Annotated in this window: 19 protein-coding genes; all 19 read right to left on the bottom strand. The window is 48.0% G+C overall.

Going from position 1 to position 21795, the window contains the following annotated elements; genetic code table 11:
• Positions 1-65: 65 nt before the first annotated feature.
• Positions 66-329 carry a DUF3243 domain-containing protein gene (locus tag ACAN55_RS00445; RefSeq protein WP_379126661.1) on the bottom strand — a complete coding sequence of 88 codons (264 nt, stop codon included), beginning with the start codon at positions 327-329 and terminating at the stop codon, positions 66-68.
• A 99-nt stretch (positions 330-428) separates the two neighbouring features.
• The gene (ymfI, locus tag ACAN55_RS00440) at positions 429-1196 is read right to left on the bottom strand and encodes an elongation factor P 5-aminopentanone reductase (protein ID WP_379126659.1); all 768 of its coding nucleotides are present in this window, start codon (positions 1194-1196) and stop codon (positions 429-431) included.
• Positions 1196-2476 (bottom strand): EF-P 5-aminopentanol modification-associated protein YfmH, encoded by a 1281-nt coding sequence (gene yfmH, locus ACAN55_RS00435; protein ID WP_379126657.1) that lies wholly within the window; start codon positions 2474-2476, stop codon positions 1196-1198. Before yfmH ends, ymfI begins: the two co-directional genes overlap by 1 nt.
• A gap of 2 nt (positions 2477-2478) precedes the next feature.
• The gene (gene yfmF, locus ACAN55_RS00430) at positions 2479-3759 is read right to left on the bottom strand and encodes an EF-P 5-aminopentanol modification-associated protein YfmF (RefSeq protein ID WP_379126655.1); all 1281 of its coding nucleotides are present in this window, start codon (positions 3757-3759) and stop codon (positions 2479-2481) included.
• Between the two features lie 107 nt (positions 3760-3866).
• On the bottom strand, positions 3867-4733 hold the full coding sequence (gene sleB, locus ACAN55_RS00425; RefSeq protein ID WP_379126653.1) for a spore cortex-lytic enzyme: 867 nt from the start codon (positions 4731-4733) through the stop codon (positions 3867-3869).
• A gap of 158 nt (positions 4734-4891) precedes the next feature.
• On the bottom strand, positions 4892-7537 hold the full coding sequence (locus ACAN55_RS00420) for an FtsK/SpoIIIE family DNA translocase (protein ID WP_379126651.1): 2646 nt from the start codon (positions 7535-7537) through the stop codon (positions 4892-4894).
• Between the two features lie 107 nt (positions 7538-7644).
• The gene (locus ACAN55_RS00415; RefSeq protein WP_379126649.1) at positions 7645-7854 is read right to left on the bottom strand and encodes a YlzJ-like family protein; all 210 of its coding nucleotides are present in this window, start codon (positions 7852-7854) and stop codon (positions 7645-7647) included.
• Positions 7851-8606, bottom strand: a complete 756-nt coding sequence (locus tag ACAN55_RS00410) for a ClpP family protease (protein ID WP_379127521.1) — start codon at positions 8604-8606, stop codon at positions 7851-7853. Before ACAN55_RS00410 ends, ACAN55_RS00415 begins: the two co-directional genes overlap by 4 nt.
• 259 nt (positions 8607-8865) lie before the next feature.
• Positions 8866-10545, bottom strand: coding sequence for a ribonuclease J (locus tag ACAN55_RS00405; RefSeq protein WP_379126647.1), 1680 nt, complete (start codon positions 10543-10545; stop codon positions 8866-8868).
• Between the two features lie 583 nt (positions 10546-11128).
• Positions 11129-12004, bottom strand: coding sequence for a 4-hydroxy-tetrahydrodipicolinate synthase (gene dapA / locus ACAN55_RS00400; RefSeq protein WP_379126644.1), 876 nt, complete (start codon positions 12002-12004; stop codon positions 11129-11131).
• Between the two features lie 14 nt (positions 12005-12018).
• Positions 12019-13239 (bottom strand): aspartate kinase, encoded by a 1221-nt coding sequence (dapG, locus tag ACAN55_RS00395; RefSeq protein ID WP_379126642.1) that lies wholly within the window; start codon positions 13237-13239, stop codon positions 12019-12021.
• 185 nt (positions 13240-13424) lie between these two features.
• On the bottom strand, positions 13425-14021 hold the full coding sequence (locus ACAN55_RS00390; protein ID WP_379126640.1) for a dipicolinate synthase subunit B: 597 nt from the start codon (positions 14019-14021) through the stop codon (positions 13425-13427).
• Positions 14018-14917 carry a dipicolinate synthase subunit DpsA gene (gene dpsA / locus ACAN55_RS00385; protein WP_379126637.1) on the bottom strand — a complete coding sequence of 300 codons (900 nt, stop codon included), beginning with the start codon at positions 14915-14917 and terminating at the stop codon, positions 14018-14020. Before dpsA ends, ACAN55_RS00390 begins: the two co-directional genes overlap by 4 nt.
• 153 nt (positions 14918-15070) lie before the next feature.
• Positions 15071-15517, bottom strand: a complete 447-nt coding sequence (gene dut / locus ACAN55_RS00380) for a dUTP diphosphatase (RefSeq protein WP_379126635.1) — start codon at positions 15515-15517, stop codon at positions 15071-15073.
• Positions 15492-16760: a M16 family metallopeptidase gene (locus tag ACAN55_RS00375; RefSeq protein ID WP_379126633.1), complete on the bottom strand. Its 1269-nt coding sequence runs from the start codon at positions 16758-16760 to the stop codon at positions 15492-15494. Before ACAN55_RS00375 ends, dut begins: the two co-directional genes overlap by 26 nt.
• Before the next feature lie 96 nt (positions 16761-16856).
• The gene (locus ACAN55_RS00370) at positions 16857-17849 is read right to left on the bottom strand and encodes a polysaccharide deacetylase family protein (RefSeq protein ID WP_379126631.1); all 993 of its coding nucleotides are present in this window, start codon (positions 17847-17849) and stop codon (positions 16857-16859) included.
• 211 nt (positions 17850-18060) lie between these two features.
• A complete protein-coding gene (pnp, locus tag ACAN55_RS00365; protein ID WP_379126629.1) occupies positions 18061-20163 on the bottom strand; it encodes a polyribonucleotide nucleotidyltransferase in 2103 nt (700 codons plus the stop codon).
• A 256-nt stretch (positions 20164-20419) separates the two neighbouring features.
• Entirely contained in the window at positions 20420-20689 is a 270-nt protein-coding gene (gene rpsO, locus ACAN55_RS00360) for a 30S ribosomal protein S15 (protein ID WP_379126626.1), read from the bottom strand.
• A gap of 150 nt (positions 20690-20839) precedes the next feature.
• The gene (locus ACAN55_RS00355) at positions 20840-21787 is read right to left on the bottom strand and encodes a bifunctional riboflavin kinase/FAD synthetase (protein ID WP_379126624.1); all 948 of its coding nucleotides are present in this window, start codon (positions 21785-21787) and stop codon (positions 20840-20842) included.
• Positions 21788-21795 lie beyond the last annotated feature (8 nt).

Here is a 21795-nt window from a genome sequence, read left to right as displayed (position 1 = left end):
CAAGTTGAAGGCGCAGATGTTCGGATATTCACAGAAAAGCCCCCGTAAAGGGAGCTTATCCACGGCTATGCGTTGGTTTTTGCCAGCTTAACCATCAGAGTGGCAATTGTGTGCTTCTCTGATTCATTACCGACATCCCACAGCTCTTTGATTGCCCGGTTTGAAGCATTCTGCGGATCCACCTTATGATCGAGGAATTCCCCGATTTCATAAGCCAGTTTGGCGATGGTTTCATCACTCATTCCGATTTTTTCCGCTTGAACAACCCGGTCACCCAGAAATTTTTTCCAGGTATCAAAGTTTTTGATTACCGAAGACTCTGTTGACATCTTAAATCCTCCTTCAGGTCTGCATGAGATTTAAAAGCAACAGTTATAATATGTCCAAGACCCGGCAACGTTATGCTGGGGCATTTCGCCATGAATGCTTTAGGTAATCCAGCCGCCATTCGGACTAATGATCTGACCGGTGATGTAGCCGGATTCCGGAAGTGCCAGAAAATACACCAGGGAGGATATCTCATCCGGAGATGCAAGTCTCCCGGCTGGAATCTCCTCCTCCAGCATGCGCATTTCATCCTCTTGCAGGTTGGACAGCATAGGAGTGTTGACAGCACCGGGAGCAACCGCATTAACAGTTACCCCCGATGGCGCTAACTCTTTGGCCAATGCCTTCGTAAAAGCATTGACCCCGCCTTTGCTAGCGGAATAGGCTACCTCGCAGGAGGCGCCAGAAATGCCCCATACGGATGATACGTTGACGATTCTCCCATACCGCTGAGATATCATATATGGCATGAAAATCTGGCTGCATAAGAAGGTTCCCTTCAAATTGACAGCCATAATATCGTCCCATTCCTCGTCCGTCACATCAGCCAGCATTCCATAATGCGCTTTTCCCGCATTGTTAACCAGAATATCCGGCATCATACCACTTGCCTGCAGTCTGTCCGCCATCCGCAGCAGCTGGCTGCGGTCTCTGACATCTGCGGCGATAGTAAGCACCTTGGCTCCAAGTGCCATGCAGCGTCTGGCTACATCATTAGCAGCTTCATGCGAATTCATGTAATGGATAACAACATTCATTCCGACAGAAGCAAACCTTTCGGCAATCGCTCCGCCAATGCCACCGCTTCCCCCGGTAATCAATACTGTTGTCTCCCCGATCGGCTTGCCGCCCTCTCCCATTCCTGCCATTAGGGGCTCACCACTAAGGAAACAGCCAGTTGTTGCCAGTCCACATGACTGCGGAGACGTTCATTCACTTCATCGAGCGTTATGGATTCATACACCGGCAGAACTTCGAACAAATTACCGCCCCGGAACTGATAACGTGTGAACTCATGAGCGATATTTTCAGGTGAGTTCAGCATTCGGAGATATCCGCCGATCTTCTTCTTTCTGGCACGTTCGAAATCACTTTCGGCGAATCCGGTTTTCAAAAGACCATCTACCTCTTCACGGATTCTTTGAAGCAGAAGATCCGGATCCTTGGTATCACCGCCAATAGCGGAAAATGCATATTGCGGAGAGCTGTTAAATTCATGTCCGAAACTGTCTGAAATCAAACCTTCATCATACAATTTCTGATACAGCGAGGTGCTGCTGCCGAACAGAAGATCCAGCATTAATTTGGTCGTTAAATCAAAGCGCACTGCCTCTTCATCCGTTCGATTCTCCACTTTCTCTTTAAAGCCAAATAGACATTTAGGCAAGGAAACGGCCAGCTTACATTCACGGCGGGTCTCTCCTACCTGAATTGGTTCATCATCAAAAATCCGCTTAATTTCACCTTGGGGTCCATAGGACTTGGCGCTCTGATTGTCACGGACCAGCGAAATCACCTTCTCCGGTTCTACGCCGCCCACAACGAACAGCAACATATTGCTGGGGTGATAAAATGAATTGTAACAGGAATAGAGGGTTTCCTTCGTAATCGTGCCAATGGATTCCACTGTTCCGGCAATATCAATATGAACAGGATGGATGGAATACATCGCTTCGATTAGCCCGAAATATACTCGCCAGTCAGGGTTATCTGCGTACATGTTAATTTCCTGACCAATGATCCCTTTTTCCTTCTCGACATTCTCATCAGTGAAATAAGGACGCTGTACGAAATCAACAAGCGTCTCCAGATTCTTCTCAATATTCTCAGTTGCCGAGAACAAATACACAGTTTGATCAAAGCTGGTAAAAGCATTCGCCGATGCTCCGTTAGAAGCGAACGTGGCGAAGATGTCGCCTTCCGGCTCCTCAAACATTTTGTGCTCCAAAAAGTGAGCGATGCCGTCAGGAACCTTAATCTCGTCGCCGCCCGCTACCTGAAAGTGATTATCGACAGATCCGTATTTTGTGGCAAAAGTGGCATAGGTTTTACGGAAACCCGGTTTCGGAAGGACATAAACCTGAAGACCGTTATCCATAACCTCATGATATATCGTTTCCTGAAGCCGTTCGTAATGTATTTGTTCCACCGCTACTCCTCCTTCTGCCCTGTCAGGAAATAAATCGTATCCAGTTGAAAAGTGTCCGCTACAGCCTTAACTTCCTCTGCACCGGTAGCTTCCACCTGATCCATAAGTTCCTGCGTTGAACGGTCTTTTCCGGAAATCTGACGGTTGAAATCAAATGAAATCATCTCAAAAGCAGAATCCTGTATTTCGGATAACAGATTGCGGATCATTGCTTTGGTCTGGCTAAGCTCCAAATCAGTGATTCGCCCAGCCCGCAGTTCCTCCAGCTGGTTTTTAATAATCTCAACGGCTTTGCCGTAATTCTGCACCTCAATGCCTGATTGTATCGTTCCGATTCCTTTATGACCGTCATACCGGGAGGAGGCGTAATAAGCAAGGCTTGCTTTCTCTCGTACATTGACAAAAAGCTTGGAATGAGGGTACCCGCCAAGAATTCCGTTATACATCAAGGCCGATGCATAAGCATCATCTTTGTATGTAATGGAAGTACGCAGACCCATGTTAAGCTTACCTTGGTTCACGTCCAGCTTCTCTTCAACGGTACGAACCTCAGATACCGTGACGGGAGTGAACCGTGAAGTATATTCTTTCGCCTGCAGCTGGTCGCGCTCAAAATGGCGTTTTACCAGGGTTTCCACTTCCTCGGGCGTTGTATCTCCAACCACATACAGATCCAGAATGGCATTATCCAGCCATGCATTGTAAGACTGATAAAGTTTCTCCGATGTCAGCAGATCCAGATCGCTTCGTTGTCCCAAGGGATGTAGTCGATAAGGCTCATTTACACACATCTCCTCAATACAGCGTTCAGCAGCATACCGGATCTTATCATTCACGATAGCTTCAAGCTTTTTGCGGACTGTTTCACGCTCAGTGCCTACATAGGAATGACGGAACACGCCATTCTCCAGAACCGGACGGGTCAGAACCTCCCCTAAAAATGCAAAGGATTCGGCGAGTAGGCTTTCACTGCTGTTCACAAAGGAATCGTTAATTGTGTCCATCCGGAATTGGACGATTTGGTGATCACCGCGTTTATATACATCAAAACCAAAACCGGCCCCGTACAGCTCTTCCAGCCGTTCCCGGAACTGGGTTGTTTCAGGATACGCGGATGTACCTCTACGAAGGACAAAAGGGATCAGCGCAGTGGAGGTAACCGTCTCCTCTGCAAGCGGAACGCCGGCATAAAGTGAGATGGCGAAAGTCTTGAATGCCTTTGTCGGCAATACGTGAATACGCATGCCTGCGGCACTGCCATGCTGAAAACCATTATTATTCAAGTCCAAAACCCCTTTACGGCGCGATTATAAGTAATATCCATTCTAACCATTCCAAAGTAAGGAAGCAACCAAGAACAATCCTGGTTGCTTCATGATCTAAGTGCATCTTACATGCAGAAAATATGCTCGCCTATCGTTTTAACTTGCGGCCGGGACCAGATCCATTTGGAAGTCGCTGTTTTGGGATTGAAATAATAGATGCAACCGCCTGTAGGATCCCATCCACCCAGCGCCTGCTGGACTGCTTTACGTGCCTGCTCGTTAGGCTCCAGATAGATTTGACCGTCAGCTACAGCAGTGAATGCTCCCGGCTGAAAAATTACTCCTGATGGCGTCTTCGGAAAGTTCGGTGATTTCACACGGTTCAGAATGACGGCTGCAACGGCAACTTGACCTTCAAAGGGTTCACCACGGGATTCACCGTAAACGGCATTGGCCATTATTTTCAAATCGTTCTCCGACAGTCCCATGGTGTTAGATGACGAAAGTTCGGCTGTGTTTTTTTTGCTCACCGGTGAACTGGAAGCAGTAGCCTTTTTATTGGCCGCTCCTGTCTTTGGCTCTGTAGGTCTCCAATTCTTGGTAGCGTTATACAGCTTAAGCTTCGTTTTGGGTCCGACGATGCCATCCGCCTTCATACCAAATTTCCACTGGAACCATTTCACCGATTCCAGGGTCTTGTAGTCATACTGACTGTTTATCTTCCCATCATAATATCCTAGGTGTTTGAGTCGGCCCTGCAATTCGTATACATCCTGGCCGGAAGCCCCGTATTTAACCGGTACAGTGCTGAAAGCTGGAATAGCTTGTTCTCCGAAAGAGGTTTCCGGTATATCAGCCGGAATCCCGGCATTTATCCTCGCTTGCTCCTTATGCGAAATAACGTTATGTCCCCCATAGCTTGAAGCGGCAAGCGGTGCCACAGTAAGCACTAGGGTCAATATGGCAAATATCCACAGCTTTTGATTCTTCATTGGGTTCGCTCTACCTTTCTCTTGTAGGTTCAGAATGGATGGCTAAAGTTAGTATGACGACTGTCCGCACATCCTATTCACAAAAGAGACCAACAAAGTAAAGAAGCCATTCTTCAGCCGCAAACAGCTAAGAATGACTTCCTCTAAACATCTATTTATTAAGAACTGATTCGATTATGCTGATACTGCTCCAATGAGATAAGAACTTCGCGCGGCTTGCTGCCCTCGTAAGGACCAATGACACCTCTGGCCTCCATGGAGTCTATCAGTCGGGCTGCCCGGGTGTAGCCTACCCTCATCCGTCTCTGCAGCAGTGAAACGGAGGCCTGCTTAGCTTCAAGTATGATCTGCACGGCCTGTTCATAAAGCTCGTCCTGCGGGTCTTCATCACCTGAAGTATTATCATCTACCTCAGGTACAAGTGTTTCATCATAATTAGCCTCAGCCTGTCCGCTTACATAATGAACAATAGTCTCCACTTCCTGATCGCTCATAAAAGCACCTTGTACACGAATCGGCTTTGAAGAACCCATCGGCATGAATAGCATGTCACCGCGGCCGAGAAGCTTCTCTGCCCCAGCCATATCAAGAATGGTCCGCGAATCCACCTGTGAGGATACGCCAAAAGCGATACGGGATGGAATGTTCGCTTTGATGACCCCCGTGATTACATCTACCGAAGGCCGCTGTGTTGCAATGATAAGATGGATTCCCGCTGCACGCGCCATTTGTGCCAAACGGCAGATCGCGTCCTCTACATCATTTGCTGCAACCATCATCAGATCGGCAAGCTCATCCACGATGACCACGATATAAGGCAGTACGGCCGATGGGTTATCCTTCATCAGCGTGTTATAACCTTCCACATTCCGAGTGCCTGATTTGGAGAACAATTCATACCGTTTTTCCATTTCTACAACGATCTTTTTAAGAGCGAGGCTCGCCCGTTTAGGATCTGTAACTACAGGTGCCAGGAGATGGGGAATGCCATTATATACATTTAGCTCGACCATTTTGGGATCGACCATTAGAAATTTCACTTCACTAGGTTTTGCTTTATACAGAATACTGGTAATAATGCCGTTGATACATACCGACTTACCTGAACCCGTTGCCCCTGCGACAAGCAAATGGGGCATTTTAGCCAGATTGCCTATAATCGTCTGTCCGGAGATGTCTCTGCCAAAAGCTATGGTCAGCTTCGATTCAGCATCCTGGAAGGTTGGTGTTTCCATAACTTCACGCATGGTTACTATCGAAACCTCAGGATTTGGCACCTCAATACCAATAGCCGACTTACCGGGAATTGGGGCTTCCATGCGAATATCCTTCGCCGCCAGCGCCAAAGCGATATCATCCGTCAAATTTACGATCCGGCTAACCTTCACACCAATATCCGGTTGGATTTCATAACGGGTTACAGCCGGTCCCCGGACAACCTCAAGCACCTTAGCCCGTACTCCAAAGCTTTCCAGTGTCGCCTCCAGCTTCCGAGCAGTCTGCATATAGTCACTTTGGTCTCCACCTTTACCGCCATTATTCGGTTTGGTAAGCAGCCGGAAAGGCGGCAACTTGTACGGTTTAGGCGGTGGTGGCAGCGGAGGAGAGATCATTATATCCTCATCTGACATTCCGGAATCAACCGTCTGAGCCACCTGCTGAGCCATACCAGCCTCCGCAAAGTCAACATCTGATGGTATATCTGTTAACCCAGGATGCTCTGGTGTTCTGGAACCACTTCGTGCCGCAGGCGAGAACCCTCCCCACTCCTCACGATCTTGGTCACTTAATCCCTCCGAGCGAATATGCTCAAAGAAATCACGAATTATCGGAGTTACTGGCTCCAGATCATCCTCAGGATCGTAATCATTCCCCAAACTGTCTCTGCTCGGACGAGAATCGGTTGCAAGTCCAGATAAAGTAATGATCGGTCCCTTCCCTACGTCAGGCTCACTCTTAGTATCTTCTTCGTCAGAATAATCAGAGTCATTCGAATTTCTGGATGTTCCAAAAGGCCAGCTCGTAAGTTTCTTGAAGAAAAGAGGTTGCTTACGGTTTGGCAGCGAAGGCTCACTTTCCTCAATATCCTCTTCATCTTCATCGCGCACATCCGGTTTCTTCCTGCCTTGATTCGACTTTGTCTCCGTTACAGGCACCGCGCGTGGGCGGTTAGCACCCCGCTGCTGAATGCTTTCGAGCAGCTTAACTGTACGAACACGCAGTAAAGCAAAGAGCTCCACATAGGATAGGTTGGTGATCAGCATAAAACTGATGGCCATCATGACGATCATCAGCAGCTTGGCTCCCAGATTGCCGAACAGCCATAACAAAGTGGCATATTCCAGCCCACCGACATACCCTCCGCTAATATCTTTGCCAAGCATATAAACTTCACTGTTGTTAGTTCCAGGAGACAGGGCTCCGTTTAAATCGTTATGTATCTGTGAAAGGACGTTGTTCGGGTGTAGCATGGATATAGGTCCAAGTTTCTGCTCCATCGATGATATTGTGCTCATCAAGCACAAGGACAGCACAAGAATCAGCGCGCCAGTGTGACGGCTGTTCCACGTGGATGGCCATTTACGGTGAATCATCACCATTAGTCCGTATATAATTCCAATTAACGGCAGAACAAAGTAAAATCTGCCAAGCATATAACCTGCCATACTGGAAAGCGAGCGGCCGACTGCCGCTTCACCCGACAATGCGATAACTGAAATCGTAATCAGTAATATTCCGTAGATTTCATATTTTAAAAAGCTGCCAAGCAGCGCTTTTTTCTTTTTCTTTTTACGTTTAGCCACACAAGCCACCTCCAAGAATACCATTATACCATATATAGAGGTGGCGTACCTATGTTCTCTTTTGTCACTTCTTGTGCTTTTTTCAGGCTTGATTTATACATTAATTTCTACATCGTAATTATACTCCCCGGTGACAATGATGGGTCCAAATAACAGTTCAAAGGACAGTGCAGCAGACGGATAATGCGGGCATTCCCATCTTCAAGCGGTTCAACCTGCATAAGCATACCGTCCTTTATAACCTCCCGTAGTTGCGGGAAACCACTCCACACCCCTTCCCATACCTGTTCCATAGGCATTACTGAATAAAGGGTCATTGAGTCAGACCTCCATTTAATGGTTCGGTAGTGGCTGTCCCCGCCATTAATGAAGTGTTTGCTTCCATTTTCGCGGCTGACGCGGCAATCATCCCGTTTAGACGGATTAACGCTGTGCCGATCCCGCCGACTTCATCCATTAAGCCATATTGAACAGCATCCAGACCGCCAACAGCTGTACCGATATCCCGGTTAAGTTCACCTGTCTTGAACATCAGATCCTTGAACTGCTCATCCGAAATGCGGGAGTGGCGAGTAACAAATTTCACGACCCTTTCCTGCATCTTCTCCATGTATTCAAAGGTCTGTGGGACACCAATAACGAGACCATTCATCCGAATAGGGTGAATCGTCATGGTTGCACTTTCTGCAATGATGGAGTAATCCGAAGAAACTGCTATTGGGACGCCAATGCTGTGGCCTCCACCAATAACTACTGTTACGGTTGGTTTGGTGAGAGATGCAATCATTTCGGCAATAGCCAGACCAGCTTCTACATCTCCGCCAACCGTATTTAAAATAATAAGCAGGCCCTTAACGGATTTGTTCTGCTCTGCGGCAACTAATTGAGGGATGATATGCTCATATTTAGTGGTTTTGTTGTGCGGTGGTAGAACGAGATGTCCTTCAATCTGACCAATAATCGTCATGCAAAAAACATCAGACTCACCACCTGGGACTGTGGTTTGCCCCATTTCTTTGATTGCATTCATCGCACCTAATTCTGCGATCGGTGTATTCTCTGGTCTCATTGGACCCTGCGGAATATTCTCCTCTCCCATACGTTCTTTCGGATGTGAACCCGGAGTGTTGGCCATGATTTCATTTCTCCTTCCGCTTGCAGACAATCCCTGCAGCCGTAACTGCCATTAGTATGACTACACATGCCGCACTATTATTCAGACACTCGATTTATATTAGATAAATACAACGCAAAAAAGCCTCTTCCCACTCCGGAAACCGTCCAATATTTCCGGGGAGAAAAGGCTTTTATTTGTCGTACTGTTTAGATTACACTTCCATGATAATCGGCAAGATCATTGGTCTGCGGCGGGTTTGCTCGTACAGGAAGCGGCCGAGGGAATCCTTGACGCTAGTTTTGAGGGAAGCCCATTCGTTAACCTTCTCACTCATCAGGCGCTGCAGTGTGCTGGATACGATCCGGTTGGCTTCGTCCAGAAGTCCTTCCGATTCACGTACATACACAAATCCGCGCGAGATAATGTCAGGTCCCGAAACAATGGCACCGTTCTGCTTGCTAAGCGTCACCACGACTACAAGGATACCGTCTTGGGACAAGAGTTTGCGGTCGCGAAGCACGATATTTCCTACATCGCCTACTCCCAAACCGTCGATCAGCACGTTGCCAGCAGTAACCTTACCCGCTTTACGTGCAGCTCCACCCACAATTTCCACAATTTCGCCAAGCTCAGTAATGAAAATATTGCTAGGATCCACGCCTACTGATTCCGCAAGAAGCGCATGCTTGCGCTGCATCCGGTATTCACCGTGAATTGGAATGAAATATTTAGGCTTCATCAGGTTGAGCATCAATTTGAGTTCTTCCTGGCTACCGTGACCGGAGACGTGAACGCCAGAGTTAGCGCCGCTATAAATAACGTTGGCACCCAAACGGAACAATTCATCGATTGTACGACCAACATACTTCTCGTTGCCCGGAACCGGGGTCGCTGCAATAATAACAGTATCTCCTGGCATAATATCTACTTTACGGTGACTTGAACGTGCCATTCTTGTCAATGCTGACATTGGCTCGCCTTGGCTTCCCGTACACAGTACTACAACACGGTTCGCCGCCATACGGTTCATTTCCTCAGGTTCGATCAGCATACCATCCGGAACATTCAGGTACCCAAGCTCAGAAGCGATGGACACCACGTTAACCATACTACGTCCGATAACTGTGATTTTACGGCCCGTTGATTCCGCCGCATTCACTACCTGCTGGATACGGTGCACATTGGATGCAAAAGTTGCCACAACTACGCGCTGCTCCGCTTTGCGGAAGATGTCTTCAAGCACAATACCTACGTTCTTCTCCGATGGAGTAAATCCAGGCTTCTCGGCATTAGTACTGTCCGACAGGAGTGCAAGCACACCTTTTTGACCGATTTCAGCCATACGGTGCAAGTTCGCAAACTGACCGTTAACCGGAGTGTGGTCAAACTTAAAGTCACCGGTATGAACAACGTTACCTTCCGGCGTTTCGATGCATACACCGACCGAATCCGGAATACTGTGGTTTGTACTGAAGAACGTAGCTTTCAGGGAAGTTCCCAGTTGTATTTCCGAATCTTCGTTGATTAGAATTCTTTTGGTTTCACCAAGCAAATTCGCTTCCTTCAACTTGTTCTCAACCAGTCCCAGAGTCAATCGTGTTCCGTAGACGGGAACATTCAAATTCTTCAGGACGTAAGGGAGTCCGCCGATATGGTCTTCGTGTCCGTGCGTCAGCACGATCCCTCTTACTTTGTCACGGTTCTCTGTCAGGTATGAAATATCAGGAATTACAATGTCAATACCGAGCATATCCTCTTCTGGGAACTTAAGTCCCGAGTCCACGACTACAATGTCGGCTCCATATTGAATGACATACATGTTTTTCCCGATTTCGCCGACTCCGCCCAATGCGAAAATCGTCAATTTATCGTTGTTGTTTTTTTTGGACAAATGAATCTAACCCTCCTATGATGTTGGACGTCATACTATTATTTTAAAAAATGAGCTTCAATATCTCAGCGGCGCTGAACACATGCTTCAAACTGCAGAAATCTCCCGTAAGTCACAGGGATAAATACCAAATACTGTATAATTGCACTACGCTAAAACTCCCGATCCGGGCAGTAAAGAAAACATCTTAAGCGGTACTAACTACCGTCAAACTTCACCGCCGCGCCCCTCGCGCGAAGATCCGGCCTGCAAAGAACAGACTTATCCATGGACCTATCCTGTCTCACAATGTAAACAACATTGACGGAAATTTACCGCATATTAAATTAACCGCACCCAGTCACTTAACCATATTATACATGATTTTTTTGTCAAAACACAAGTCGTCCACTCCATAACCTTATTCTCCCCTAAAAATAAACCCGTTATTTTTGTAAATTATTGTTCCTCTCTGTCTATACATCCTTATTATCCAAAAATCATTCTCAAGTATCTCCTCCTCCGTGCTAACTCAATTACAGCATCAAAAAAACCGGTTCTCTCAAAGGAGAACCGGTTGTTCATATTTAAGCATGTGCAGATATCATTTCAAAAGGGCTTCGATAAACGCTGCTTCTTCTGCAGTCGGCGGAACTAAAGGAAGTCTTACCGAACCAACATGAATTCCTCGCAGCTCCAGCGCATATTTCACCGCCGACGGGTTAGGTAACGGCTGAGGGCACTCGAACAGTCCTTTAAATACCGGGAACAATCTACGGTGAATTTCTCCAGCCTGCCCTGCATCGCCCGAGATGAAAGAAGAAATCATCACTGACATCTGTGCGCCTACGATATGACTGGCCACGCTTATTACACCGTGCGCTCCTACTGCGATTGCAGGCAATGCAGCGGCGTCATCCCCAGAATACACATGGAAATCCAAAGGACATCCTGCAGCGATCTGTGTGACTTGGTCAACAGACACACACTCTTTCGTTGCCACGATATTCGGAATTTGAGCAAGCCGGATGGTTGTCGCAGCACTCATGCAGACGCTGGTCCGGCTGGGGACATTATACAAGATCAGGGGGAGATTAGTTTCGGCCGCAATCGCGGCGAAATGCTGATACAAGCCCTCCTGGTTCGGCTTATTGTAATATGGAACCACCAGGAGCGCACCATCAACACCGAGCGCTTCCGCTTTTTTGGTCAGGTTTATGGAATGCCTCGTGCTGTTGGTTCCCGTTCCTGCGATTACTTTGCAACGTCCACGCGCTTTATCAAGTACAAATGAGAATAATTCAAGCTTTTCGTCATCCGTCAGGGTCGGTGATTCACCAGTCGTGCCACACACAACCAGCCCCTCTGTCTTTTGTTCCTCAATCAAATAATCAACAAGCCTTGAGGTTTCTTCCCAGTTGATTTCTCCCGCCTTGTCAAAAGGGGTGACCATGGCTGTAATTAATCTTCCGAAATCCACTTGAATTCCTCCTCCTAACGGTGCAGTTCAAACTTGTTGTGTAGCGAACGTAGAGATTGGACCATATCTTCTTTCTTCACAAGTACCCATATTGTTGTATTCGAGTCGGCTGACTGCAGGATCTGAATGTTCTGGGTAGTCAATGCCTCTACCACACGAGCCATAATCCCCGGCACACCATTGATGCCACCCCCAATAACGGACACCTTGGCACATCCGGATAAGCTCTTCGGACGAAGTCCTATCTCCTGCAGCGCTGCGATTGCTTTTTCAGAGTTATTGTCAAATACCGTATAGACGGCACCTGTAGGTGTTACATTTATAAAGTCGACACTGATGCCATTATCCGCCATACTCTTAAAGATTTGAAGCTGAACACCGCCTATATTGCCCTCAGGACAATCCACAGCGATTTGCGTAATATTGCTGACATAAGCAATTCCGGTAACAAAACGATCTACAATCCCGCTTGACATATCGCTGAAACCTTCCTGCTGTGTAACGAGGGTGCCTGCTCCTTCGGAGAACGTAGATCGTACCCGCATCGGAATCTGCGCCTGCATGGCGATCTCCACCGCGCGCGGATGAATAACTTTGGCCCCTTGATAGGCCATATTACAAATTTCTGTGTAGGTCATATAAGTTAAAGGTCTGGCATCCTCTACTATGCGCGGATCCGCTGTTAGTATGCCATCCACATCCGTATAAATATCAACCATCTCTGCGCGAAGTGCAGCTCCAAGTGCTGTTGCCGAAGTATCACTTCCGCCGCGCCCAAGGGTCGTGAAGTCTCCTGCCTCAGTCTGTCCCTGGAATCCTGTCACAATGACAACCTTCTGCTCTCTCAGTTCTCGCAGGATGCGTTCTGGACGCACATCGAGTATTCTGGCATTGCCGTAGCCACTGTCCGTCAGAAAGCCCGCCTGGGCCCCTGTAAGGACCGTGGAACGGATGCCTTCCATTTCGAGCAGACTGCATAGTGTAGTTGCGGAAATAATCTCACCGCAGCATAGCAAAAGATCTTTCTCCCGCTCCGGAAGTGCGTTGCCGTTCTGTACAACCCAATCCAGTAAAGTATCGGTAGCATAAGGCTCCCCGCGCCGTCCCATGGCTGAAACCACGATAACCAGACTGTAACCATCTGCGAGCTCGCGTTTCACATGTCCCATCACATGTTCTCTGGCCTGTGGGGTAGACAGGGATGTCCCGCCAAATTTCTGTACTAGAATTTTCATCTATTATTCCTCCATTATCATTGAGCAAGCCCATTACCAAAGACGCAAGAATACAGCCCGCTGAAGAAGGTTCCCCTTCTGCCGCAGTATTTGTAAACAAGGAATGGAAATGAAATGGATGAACCGCCCCCAGTGTAGGAGACGGTATCCGGGCAAAGCTGCTGTATAAATTGCATCATCGGTTATTATGCTGAAGGAAATCGCTCAATGATCATCGGCTGCAGTTGGTTTCCCTGCAGAGCAGCGTAGCAGGCCTCAGGAATGAGGTCCATACGCGCCACCAGAGAATTGGGTTTTCCTGTAGGATTATCTTGGCCAAACGGAACAAAATAAATATTTTTGGCTACCAGCAGCTTGGCGATATTCGCAGCATTCAGACCCAGTCCGTCGTTGGTGGAGATCGCGAGCACCACAGGACGCCCGTTGCGCATCTGCGATTTCGCCGCCATAAGTACAGGACTATCTGTCATTGCGTTAGCCAGCTTACTGGTGGTATTTCCTGTGCAGGGCGCTATAGTAAGCACATCCAGCAGCTTGGAAGGACCGAGCGGTTCTGCTTCAACAATTGTAGAAATGATATCATTCCCTGTTATATCTTTCAACTGTTTTAACCAATTTTCCGATGTGCCGAACCGGGTGTCCGTAGTCATTACCGAGCTAGAAACGATGGGCACAACGTTCGCGCCGCCGTCCATAAATCGCTGAATCTGCGGCATTACTTCGGCAAATGTGCAGTGGGAACCGGTAATTGCGTACCCGACCGTTTTTCCGTGCCAGTTCATTCCTCATTCCCCCTGATCAAAATCTCATCCGAAATCGACTGCACCAGCGCATTCGCCATAATAATTCCGGCACTCTTCGGCGCCACAATTCCCGGTAGTCCCGGGGCGAGAATGGCTTTGATTCCCCTCTTCTCCGCATAACGGAAGTCACAGCCTCCTGGAGCAGAGGCCAAGTCAATAATTACAGTATGCTTGGGGATTCTTGAGAGTACCTGAGCTGTAATGATCATCCCTGGAATGGTGTTGAATATTAAATCCGTATCCGTTACATGATTCAATAGTTCAGCAGTCATAAAAGGCTTCCAGCCCATTTCTTCCGCCCGCGCGTAGTGCTCCTGCCGCCGTACTCCCATTTTCACATTTGCACCAAGACCCTGAAGGCTCCGGGCCATCGTAAAACCGGTTCTTCCCATGCCGAGGACCATTGCATCTGAGCCGTGGATGGTAAAATCAGTATTCTGAATCGCCATTACCAAAGCGCCTTCCGCCGTCGGAATCGAGTTGTAAATGGCAACATCGTCCCGGTCCAGCAGCTCAACAAGCTTCAGCTTGCGGGCGGCGCATAACTTCCGTAAGTATCCTTTGGCCATACCTGTATAAACCAGACACTGCTGAGGCAATGCTGCGGTATGCTCTTCCAAAAGCCGTAAGCGCTCGGAGGAAAACAAAGCATTAATATTTCCCTCATCATCACAGCCCACTGTCGGCAGCACAAGCACATCCGCCCGGCCCAGCAGTTCGACAGTCATCGACTCAAGGCTAACGCCTTCACACGGGGTCTCCCATTTATCAAACCCGGCAGCGCTTACTGTGGCATCCATTTCCACACATTTCCGAATCACTTCAATCTGTCTTGCGTCCCCGCCCAGGAAGACGATCCTCACGCCAGTAAGCATAGGGATGACGCTCCTTTCAACTACACTTTCGACTATAGAGCATCTTATGCCGGTGGCTGCAGATGGGTGAAAGCGGATAGTGAAGGACAACAATTCCACACAAAAAAAGCCTGTAGCAACGTCAATATGACGAAGCTACAGGCCCAATCTACATTATTTCCCTGTATGTCCGAAGCCCCCAGCGCCTCGAACGGTATCGGAAAGTTCCTCTACCTCTACGAGTGTTACGGCTGGAACGGCCTGGAACACCATTTGAGCGATCCGCTCATTACGGGCGATGGCAAAAGGCTCCTGCCCCAGATTGATCAGCAGCACCTTAATTTCACCGCGGTAATCCGCATCAATCGTTCCCGGTGTATTGAGGCAGGTTATCCCATGCTTCAGCGCCAGACCGCTGCGCGGGCGAATCTGCGCCTCCAGTCCATCCGGCATAGCCAATGCGATCCCAGTCGGTATCAGTGCCCGTTGCCCGGGAGCAAGCACTACTTCTCCCTCAACAGCTGCAAACAGATCATACCCGGAGGCCTGCTCCGACATTTTCCGCGGAAGGTTAACTCCATCATTGCCCGGGAGTTTATTGATTTGAACGTAATAAGACAAGATCATCTCTCCTAACTTTTCCAATAACTTTATCCGATGAGCCAACCATAGCGATGGCCAGCGGTTCTGCGAACATCAGGTCGAGGGTACGGTTAATATCATCCATCGTAACCTCTTCGATCTTGGCGATCATTTCATCCAATGTATCATGCCTGCCGAGCATCAGCTCATTTTTACCAATCCGGTTCATCCGGCTGCTGGTGCTCTCCAAACTGAGAATCAGGCTGCCCTTAAGCTGTTCTTTACCTTTTCTCAGTTCATCCTCACTCAGTCCGTTTTCGGCTAGATCACGCAGCATTTCTTTCGTAAGTTCAGTAACCTCTTTGGTCTGCTTTGGAGCTGTTCCTGCGTACACCGTAAACAGACCGCTGTCCGCTTGAGCGCTGTGATACGAATATACAGAGTAAGCCAGCCCGCGCTTTTCGCGGATTTCCTGGAATAAACGGGAACTCATACCTCCGCCGATGGCGTTGTTGATCAGCACCATGGCATACTGGAGCGGATCACCGGACCGGACTCCGGGAAGGGAGATACAGATGTGATTCTGCTCTGTTTTTTTACGGTGAAACTTGAATTCTCCTTGAAAATCCGGTGGCGACAGAGGTTCCGATGTTCCATGATTATCAAAAGAACCGAAATGACGCTCCAGCAGATCGACAATCCCATCATCAATATTGCCCGCAACACTAATGACGGTGTTCTCAATCGTATACTGCTTTTTCATATAAGCATGAAGATCCTCAGGGGTCATATCCATCAGTCGTTCTCTCAGCCCTAGAATGGTATAGGCCAGCGGGTGCTCACCATAAGCGGCGGCGCAGAGCAGATCATGTACCAAATCATCGGGTGTATCCTCGCACATGGATATTTCTTCAAGAATTACGTTCTTCTCCTTTGCGAGCTCCTCCGCATCCATCTTGGAACGGAAAAACATATCCGAAAGAACATCAACCGCAATCGGCAGATGCTCATCCAGCACCTTGGCGTAATAACACGTATATTCCTTGGAGGTAAATGCATTTACATTCCCGCCAATGGCATCGAACTGTTCTGCAATTTCTTTAGCGCTAAAACGTTCTGTGCCCTTAAAAAGCATATGTTCTACAAAATGAGAAACCCCGTTGTTCTCGGGCGCTTCATTCCGTGATCCGGTTTTGACCCAGATTCCGAATGAAACCGAACGACCCGTAGGGATTTTCTCCATGACAACCCGTAATCCATTGGATAACACTATTTTTTCCACTATAAATCCTCCCGGCCTTACCTTTGTCTCTTCCTCTGTTCATTTCATGAGCTGCTAAATTATAAATCCCTACTGATATTAGCAGAAATAACCTGCTCACTCAACTTCAGAAGGTAATATGCGCTCAGAAGACAACGTCTGGCTTACTGTTCCCAGCTGCAGACCTTTTGCTTTGATCCCGGATATCATGCCTTTCAGCGCTTTGGAGGAAGAATTGGTCGGATGCATCAGAATTAGAAATCCTGGCTCAACCTTGGATGTAATTTTTGTTACAACGGACTCCGGAGACGGATTGCGCCAGTCCACCGTGTCCAGCGTCCACAATACCGTACGAAGCCCAAGCCCGCTTGCAATCTCCACTGTTTCCTGGTCGAAATCACCGGAAGGCGGAGCGAACCATGTATTTTTTACACCCAGCTTCTCCAGAAGCTTTCGTGTTTTGTCTATTTCAAGAGTAGCCCGTTCCCGGCTAAGCCTGCTCATTTGCGGATGGGTATATGCGTGATTTTCCAGCTCGTGCCCACGCTTTAGCATTTCCAACGCCAGCTCAGAATTTTTGTTCAACCAGCTTCCATCGAGGAAAAAAGTAGCCTTAACCTTCTCCTCATCCAAGATATCCAGCATCGGGAGGATATACTCATTGCCCCATGCCACATTGATCATCAGGGAAACCATAGGCTTTCTAGGGTTGCCCCGGTAAATCGGCTGAGCCCCAAGATCTTTCAAAGATACTCCTGGTACTATTTGCTTGTATACGAGCTTCGGCTTCCCGTCCGGTGACGGCAACGCCAAGGATTTGCGGTACGACTCTTCCACATCGACTTCCAGACCGTTATAACCCGGAACTGCCTTCCATACCCTATCGAGTACAGCGTCAACCGGTGGGGCGTTTAGTTTTGCCGCCTTTTCTTCAATCGCCATTCGAAGTTTATCGTCTGAAGTCGCAGGGAGAATGGACTTCCACACTTCTATCACACTTTGATTAGGTGAAATCTCCCGAAGCATTGCTTTAACTGGTCCGCTGGTGCTCCCAATTCCGATAATCACAGTTGTGCAGGCCAGTATGATTGCGGTCTTTTCGAGCTTCATGTACCTTCCCTCCAGGCAAAAACGGATCACACTCCCGCTCTTGCAGTGGGAGGCTTTGTCCCAGCCTATGTACAGCTTAATGATTTTATGCCTAGGGCAAATCATTTCAGAAGAAAGCATGAACTCATGTAAATGTTAAAAAAGAGCCAGAGCGCATTCGCTTCTGTCTCTTTTGAAACCCATATATCCGTATTCCCTTGAATTCTGAAAATTAAGCTTTAGCTCCGCTTTCGGAAGTCAATACCGCTTTACGGGACAGGTTGACACGGCCTTGCTGGTCGATCTCAGTTACCTTAACGGTAATGGTATCGCCAATCGCAACCACATCCTCCACTTTAGCCACACGTTCTGTGGACAGCTGGGAGATATGCACAAGTCCATCTTTACCAGGAATCAGCTCAACGAAAGCGCCGAATTTCTCGATACGACGAACCGTACCCACATAGATTTCACCGACTTGTACTTCACGTACAATGCCTTCGATAATCGAACGGGCTTTTTGAATCATCTCTTCATCAGAGGAGCCGATAAATACGCGTCCGTCTTGCTCGATATCGATTTTTACGCCGGTCTCTTCAATGATTTTGTTGATGATTTTACCACCTGCACCAATAACATCACGGATCTTATCCGGATTGATATTGATGATAATGATCTTCGGTGCATACTTGGACAGGGTAGGTCTAGGCTCGGAGATGACTTCAAGCATTTTGCCCAAAATAAACATACGTCCTTCTTTAGCCTGCTGCAGTGCATCCTGTAAGATTTGGCGATCAATACCAGCAATTTTAATGTCCATCTGGATTGCAGTTACACCTTCTGCTGTACCCGCTACCTTAAAGTCCATATCGCCAAGGTGATCTTCCATGCCTTGAATATCAGTCAGGATCGATACATGCTCTCCATCCTTAATGAGACCCATTGCCACACCGGCAACTGGCGCTTTGATTGGAACCCCAGCATCCATCATGGCCAGAATACTGGCACAAATGCTTGCCTGGGAAGTAGAACCGTTAGATTCAATAGCTTCAGATACAAGACGAATGGTGTACGGGAATTCAGTTTCACTCGGAATGACTTTGGATAAGGCGCGTTCGCCAAGGGCTCCGTGACCGATTTCACGACGACCTGGTGCTCTAAGCGGACGGGCTTCCCCTACGCTGAACGGAGGGAAGTTGTAATGGTGCATGAAACGTTTGGTTTCGGCAAGATCGATTCCATCAAGAATCTGCACATCACCAAGTGCGCCAAGTGTACATACACTAAGGATTTGTGTTTGTCCACGTGTGAACAGACCGGAACCATGCGTACGCGGGAGAAGGCTTGTATCACATTCAATCGGACGAATCTCATCCAGCTTACGACCATCTGGACGAACCTTGTCATGGGTGATCAGACGTCTGACTTCTTCTTTCACGATGTCATGTAGAACTTCCTTGACATCCTTCAACAGTTCAGGTGTTTCTATGTATCTCTCCACGAAATACGCAACAGTCTCGTTATTAACGACATCAATAGCTTCTTGACGTGCATGCTTCTCGGCAATTTTTACAGCTTCCACCAGACGGCTTTCGGCCATGGCGCGAACATCTGCATTCACTTCGGCATTCACCGTGTGCAGTTTCACTTCCATTTTCTCTTTACCGGCTACTTTAACCAGATCTTCAATCACAGCCACAATCTTACGGATTTCGTCATGTCCGAACATAATGGCTTCGAGCATAATATCTTCCGCTAATTCATTAGCTTCCGCTTCGACCATCATGATGGCTTCTTTTGTTCCGGCAACGACCAGATACATATCGCTTACAGCCTGCTGGGCAATGTCAGGGTTGATGACAAACTCACCATTGACCCGGCCTACAGCCACGCCGCCAATTGGACCGTCAAATGGAACATCAGATATGCTAAGTGCGGCAGATGTTCCGATCATCGCAGCAATTTCCGGTGTGCAGTCCTGGTCTACGCTCATAACCATGTTCAATACCTGAACATCATTACGGAAACCTTCCGGAAACAATGGACGAATCGGACGGTCGGTCAAGCGGCTCGACAGAATCGCTTTTTCACTCGGTCTGCCTTCCCGTTTGATGAATCCTCCGGGAATTTTACCTACTGCATATAATCTTTCTTCATAGTTAACGGTAAGCGGGAAAAAATCCAAATCCTTGGGTTCTTTCGAAGCTGTAACCGTACACAATACTGAAGTATCGCCATAACGCACCATCACTGCTGCGTTCGCTTGTTTGGCCAAACGGCCGGTTTCCAGCACAAGGCGTCTTCCGCCCAGCTGCATTTCAACACGTTGTTCCATAAATTCCCTCCTTGAATGTAAGTAGTGTTCATTCGTTATCCCATCTGCTGAAGACGAGAGCAATATAAGAAGAAACGGCTTGTCCTCACATGAAAAAGAAGCAGCCGTTTCTGCGTATAAGTTGATACCTCGGTAAGGTCTCATAAAAAATATATTACCCTTATTTTCAAAAAGCAACCCGGTCGTCCTCCGTCGTCGCTCCGAGAAGGACATACGGTAAACAACCAGGCTGCTTTAAGGGTAATCTTATCGATGATTAACGACGCAATCCGAGCTTTTCGATCAGTGCGCTGTAACGCTTAACGTCTTTGTTTTTCAAATACGCAAGCAATTTACGACGTTGTCCAACCATCTTGAGAAGTCCACGGCGGGAATGATGATCCTTTTTGTGGGTACGCAAGTGATCTGTCAGATTAACGATGTTCTCCGTAAGGATAGCAACTTGCACCTCAGGGGATCCAGTATCGGATTCATGAGTTTTGTGCTCGTCAATCAATTGGTGTTTACGTTCTTGAGTCAATGCCATCCTGTTCACCTCCTTCATTATAATCGCCAATAGCCTCGTCACCGCCGGTGAGAGCAAATAACCAAGCTAAGGTTATGATGCTGATTTTTCCAGCAACGTTAATCAGTATAGCATCTTAGAAGATAAAAGTAAACGGCAAGTCCCAAGCATTTATTTATCGCCAGTAAGCACTGCTTTCGCGGTATCGGCATCAGCGCTAATCTGCGCAACAAGGGCTTGAATGGAATCAAATTTACGCTCTGGCCGGATAAATGAAACAAGCTCCACCATAAGCTCCTTATCATACAAATCCCCATCGAAATCAAACACATGCACTTCGAAGCTTGGAACTGTTTCATCGGCATGGAAGGTAGGTTTAACCCCCACGTTCATGACACCGGATAATACCGTTCCTTCATGGAACACGCGGACAGCGTATACACCTTTAGCAGGGATAACAAACCGGTCAGCAAGCTGCAGATTGGCCGTAGGGAAGCCGATGGTGCGTCCACGTTTTTCTCCATGTACAACAGTACCGCGTAAATGGTAACAACGCCCAAACCAGAAGTTGGCGATCTCCAGCTCTCCGCTTTGCAGACTTTTGCGGATACCGGAGCTGCTGACCTTCTGTTCGTTGAGCAGAAAGGGAGCTACCGTCTCCACTTCCATTACACCTTCTCCCAGCTTGCGAAGCATATCGGCATCACCTTCGCCTTTATAACCAAACCGGAAATCAAATCCTACCACAGCGGCAATAAGCTGCAGTGGAAACAGCATGCCGGTCACGAAATCCTCCGGACATACCTTAGATAGCTGCTCATTAAATTCAATGATATACAGAATATCCACGCCCATCTCCACGAGCAGTTCCTGCTTGTCGAGCGGGGGTGTCAAATATCCGTCATAATCCCCCCTGCCCATAACATCCTTTGGGTGGGGATGAAAAGTGATCACCGCAGCGGTGACACCTTTTTGACGAGCCAAAGCCACAGCGGATTTGATAACGCTGGCATGTCCGCGGTGCAGACCGTCAAACTGCCCGAGTGCCGCTACCTGGGGCTGAGCCCACTCTGCTGCATTCTCCGGCGATATAGGAAAGGTTAATGTTACGGTTCTCACGCTGTTCT

Origin of the sequence: Paenibacillus oryziterrae, assembly GCF_042610485.1 — a bacterium.
GTDB lineage: Bacteria > Bacillota > Bacilli > Paenibacillales > Paenibacillaceae > Paenibacillus_AQ.
This window is presented reverse-complemented; position numbering and strand designations above follow the sequence as displayed.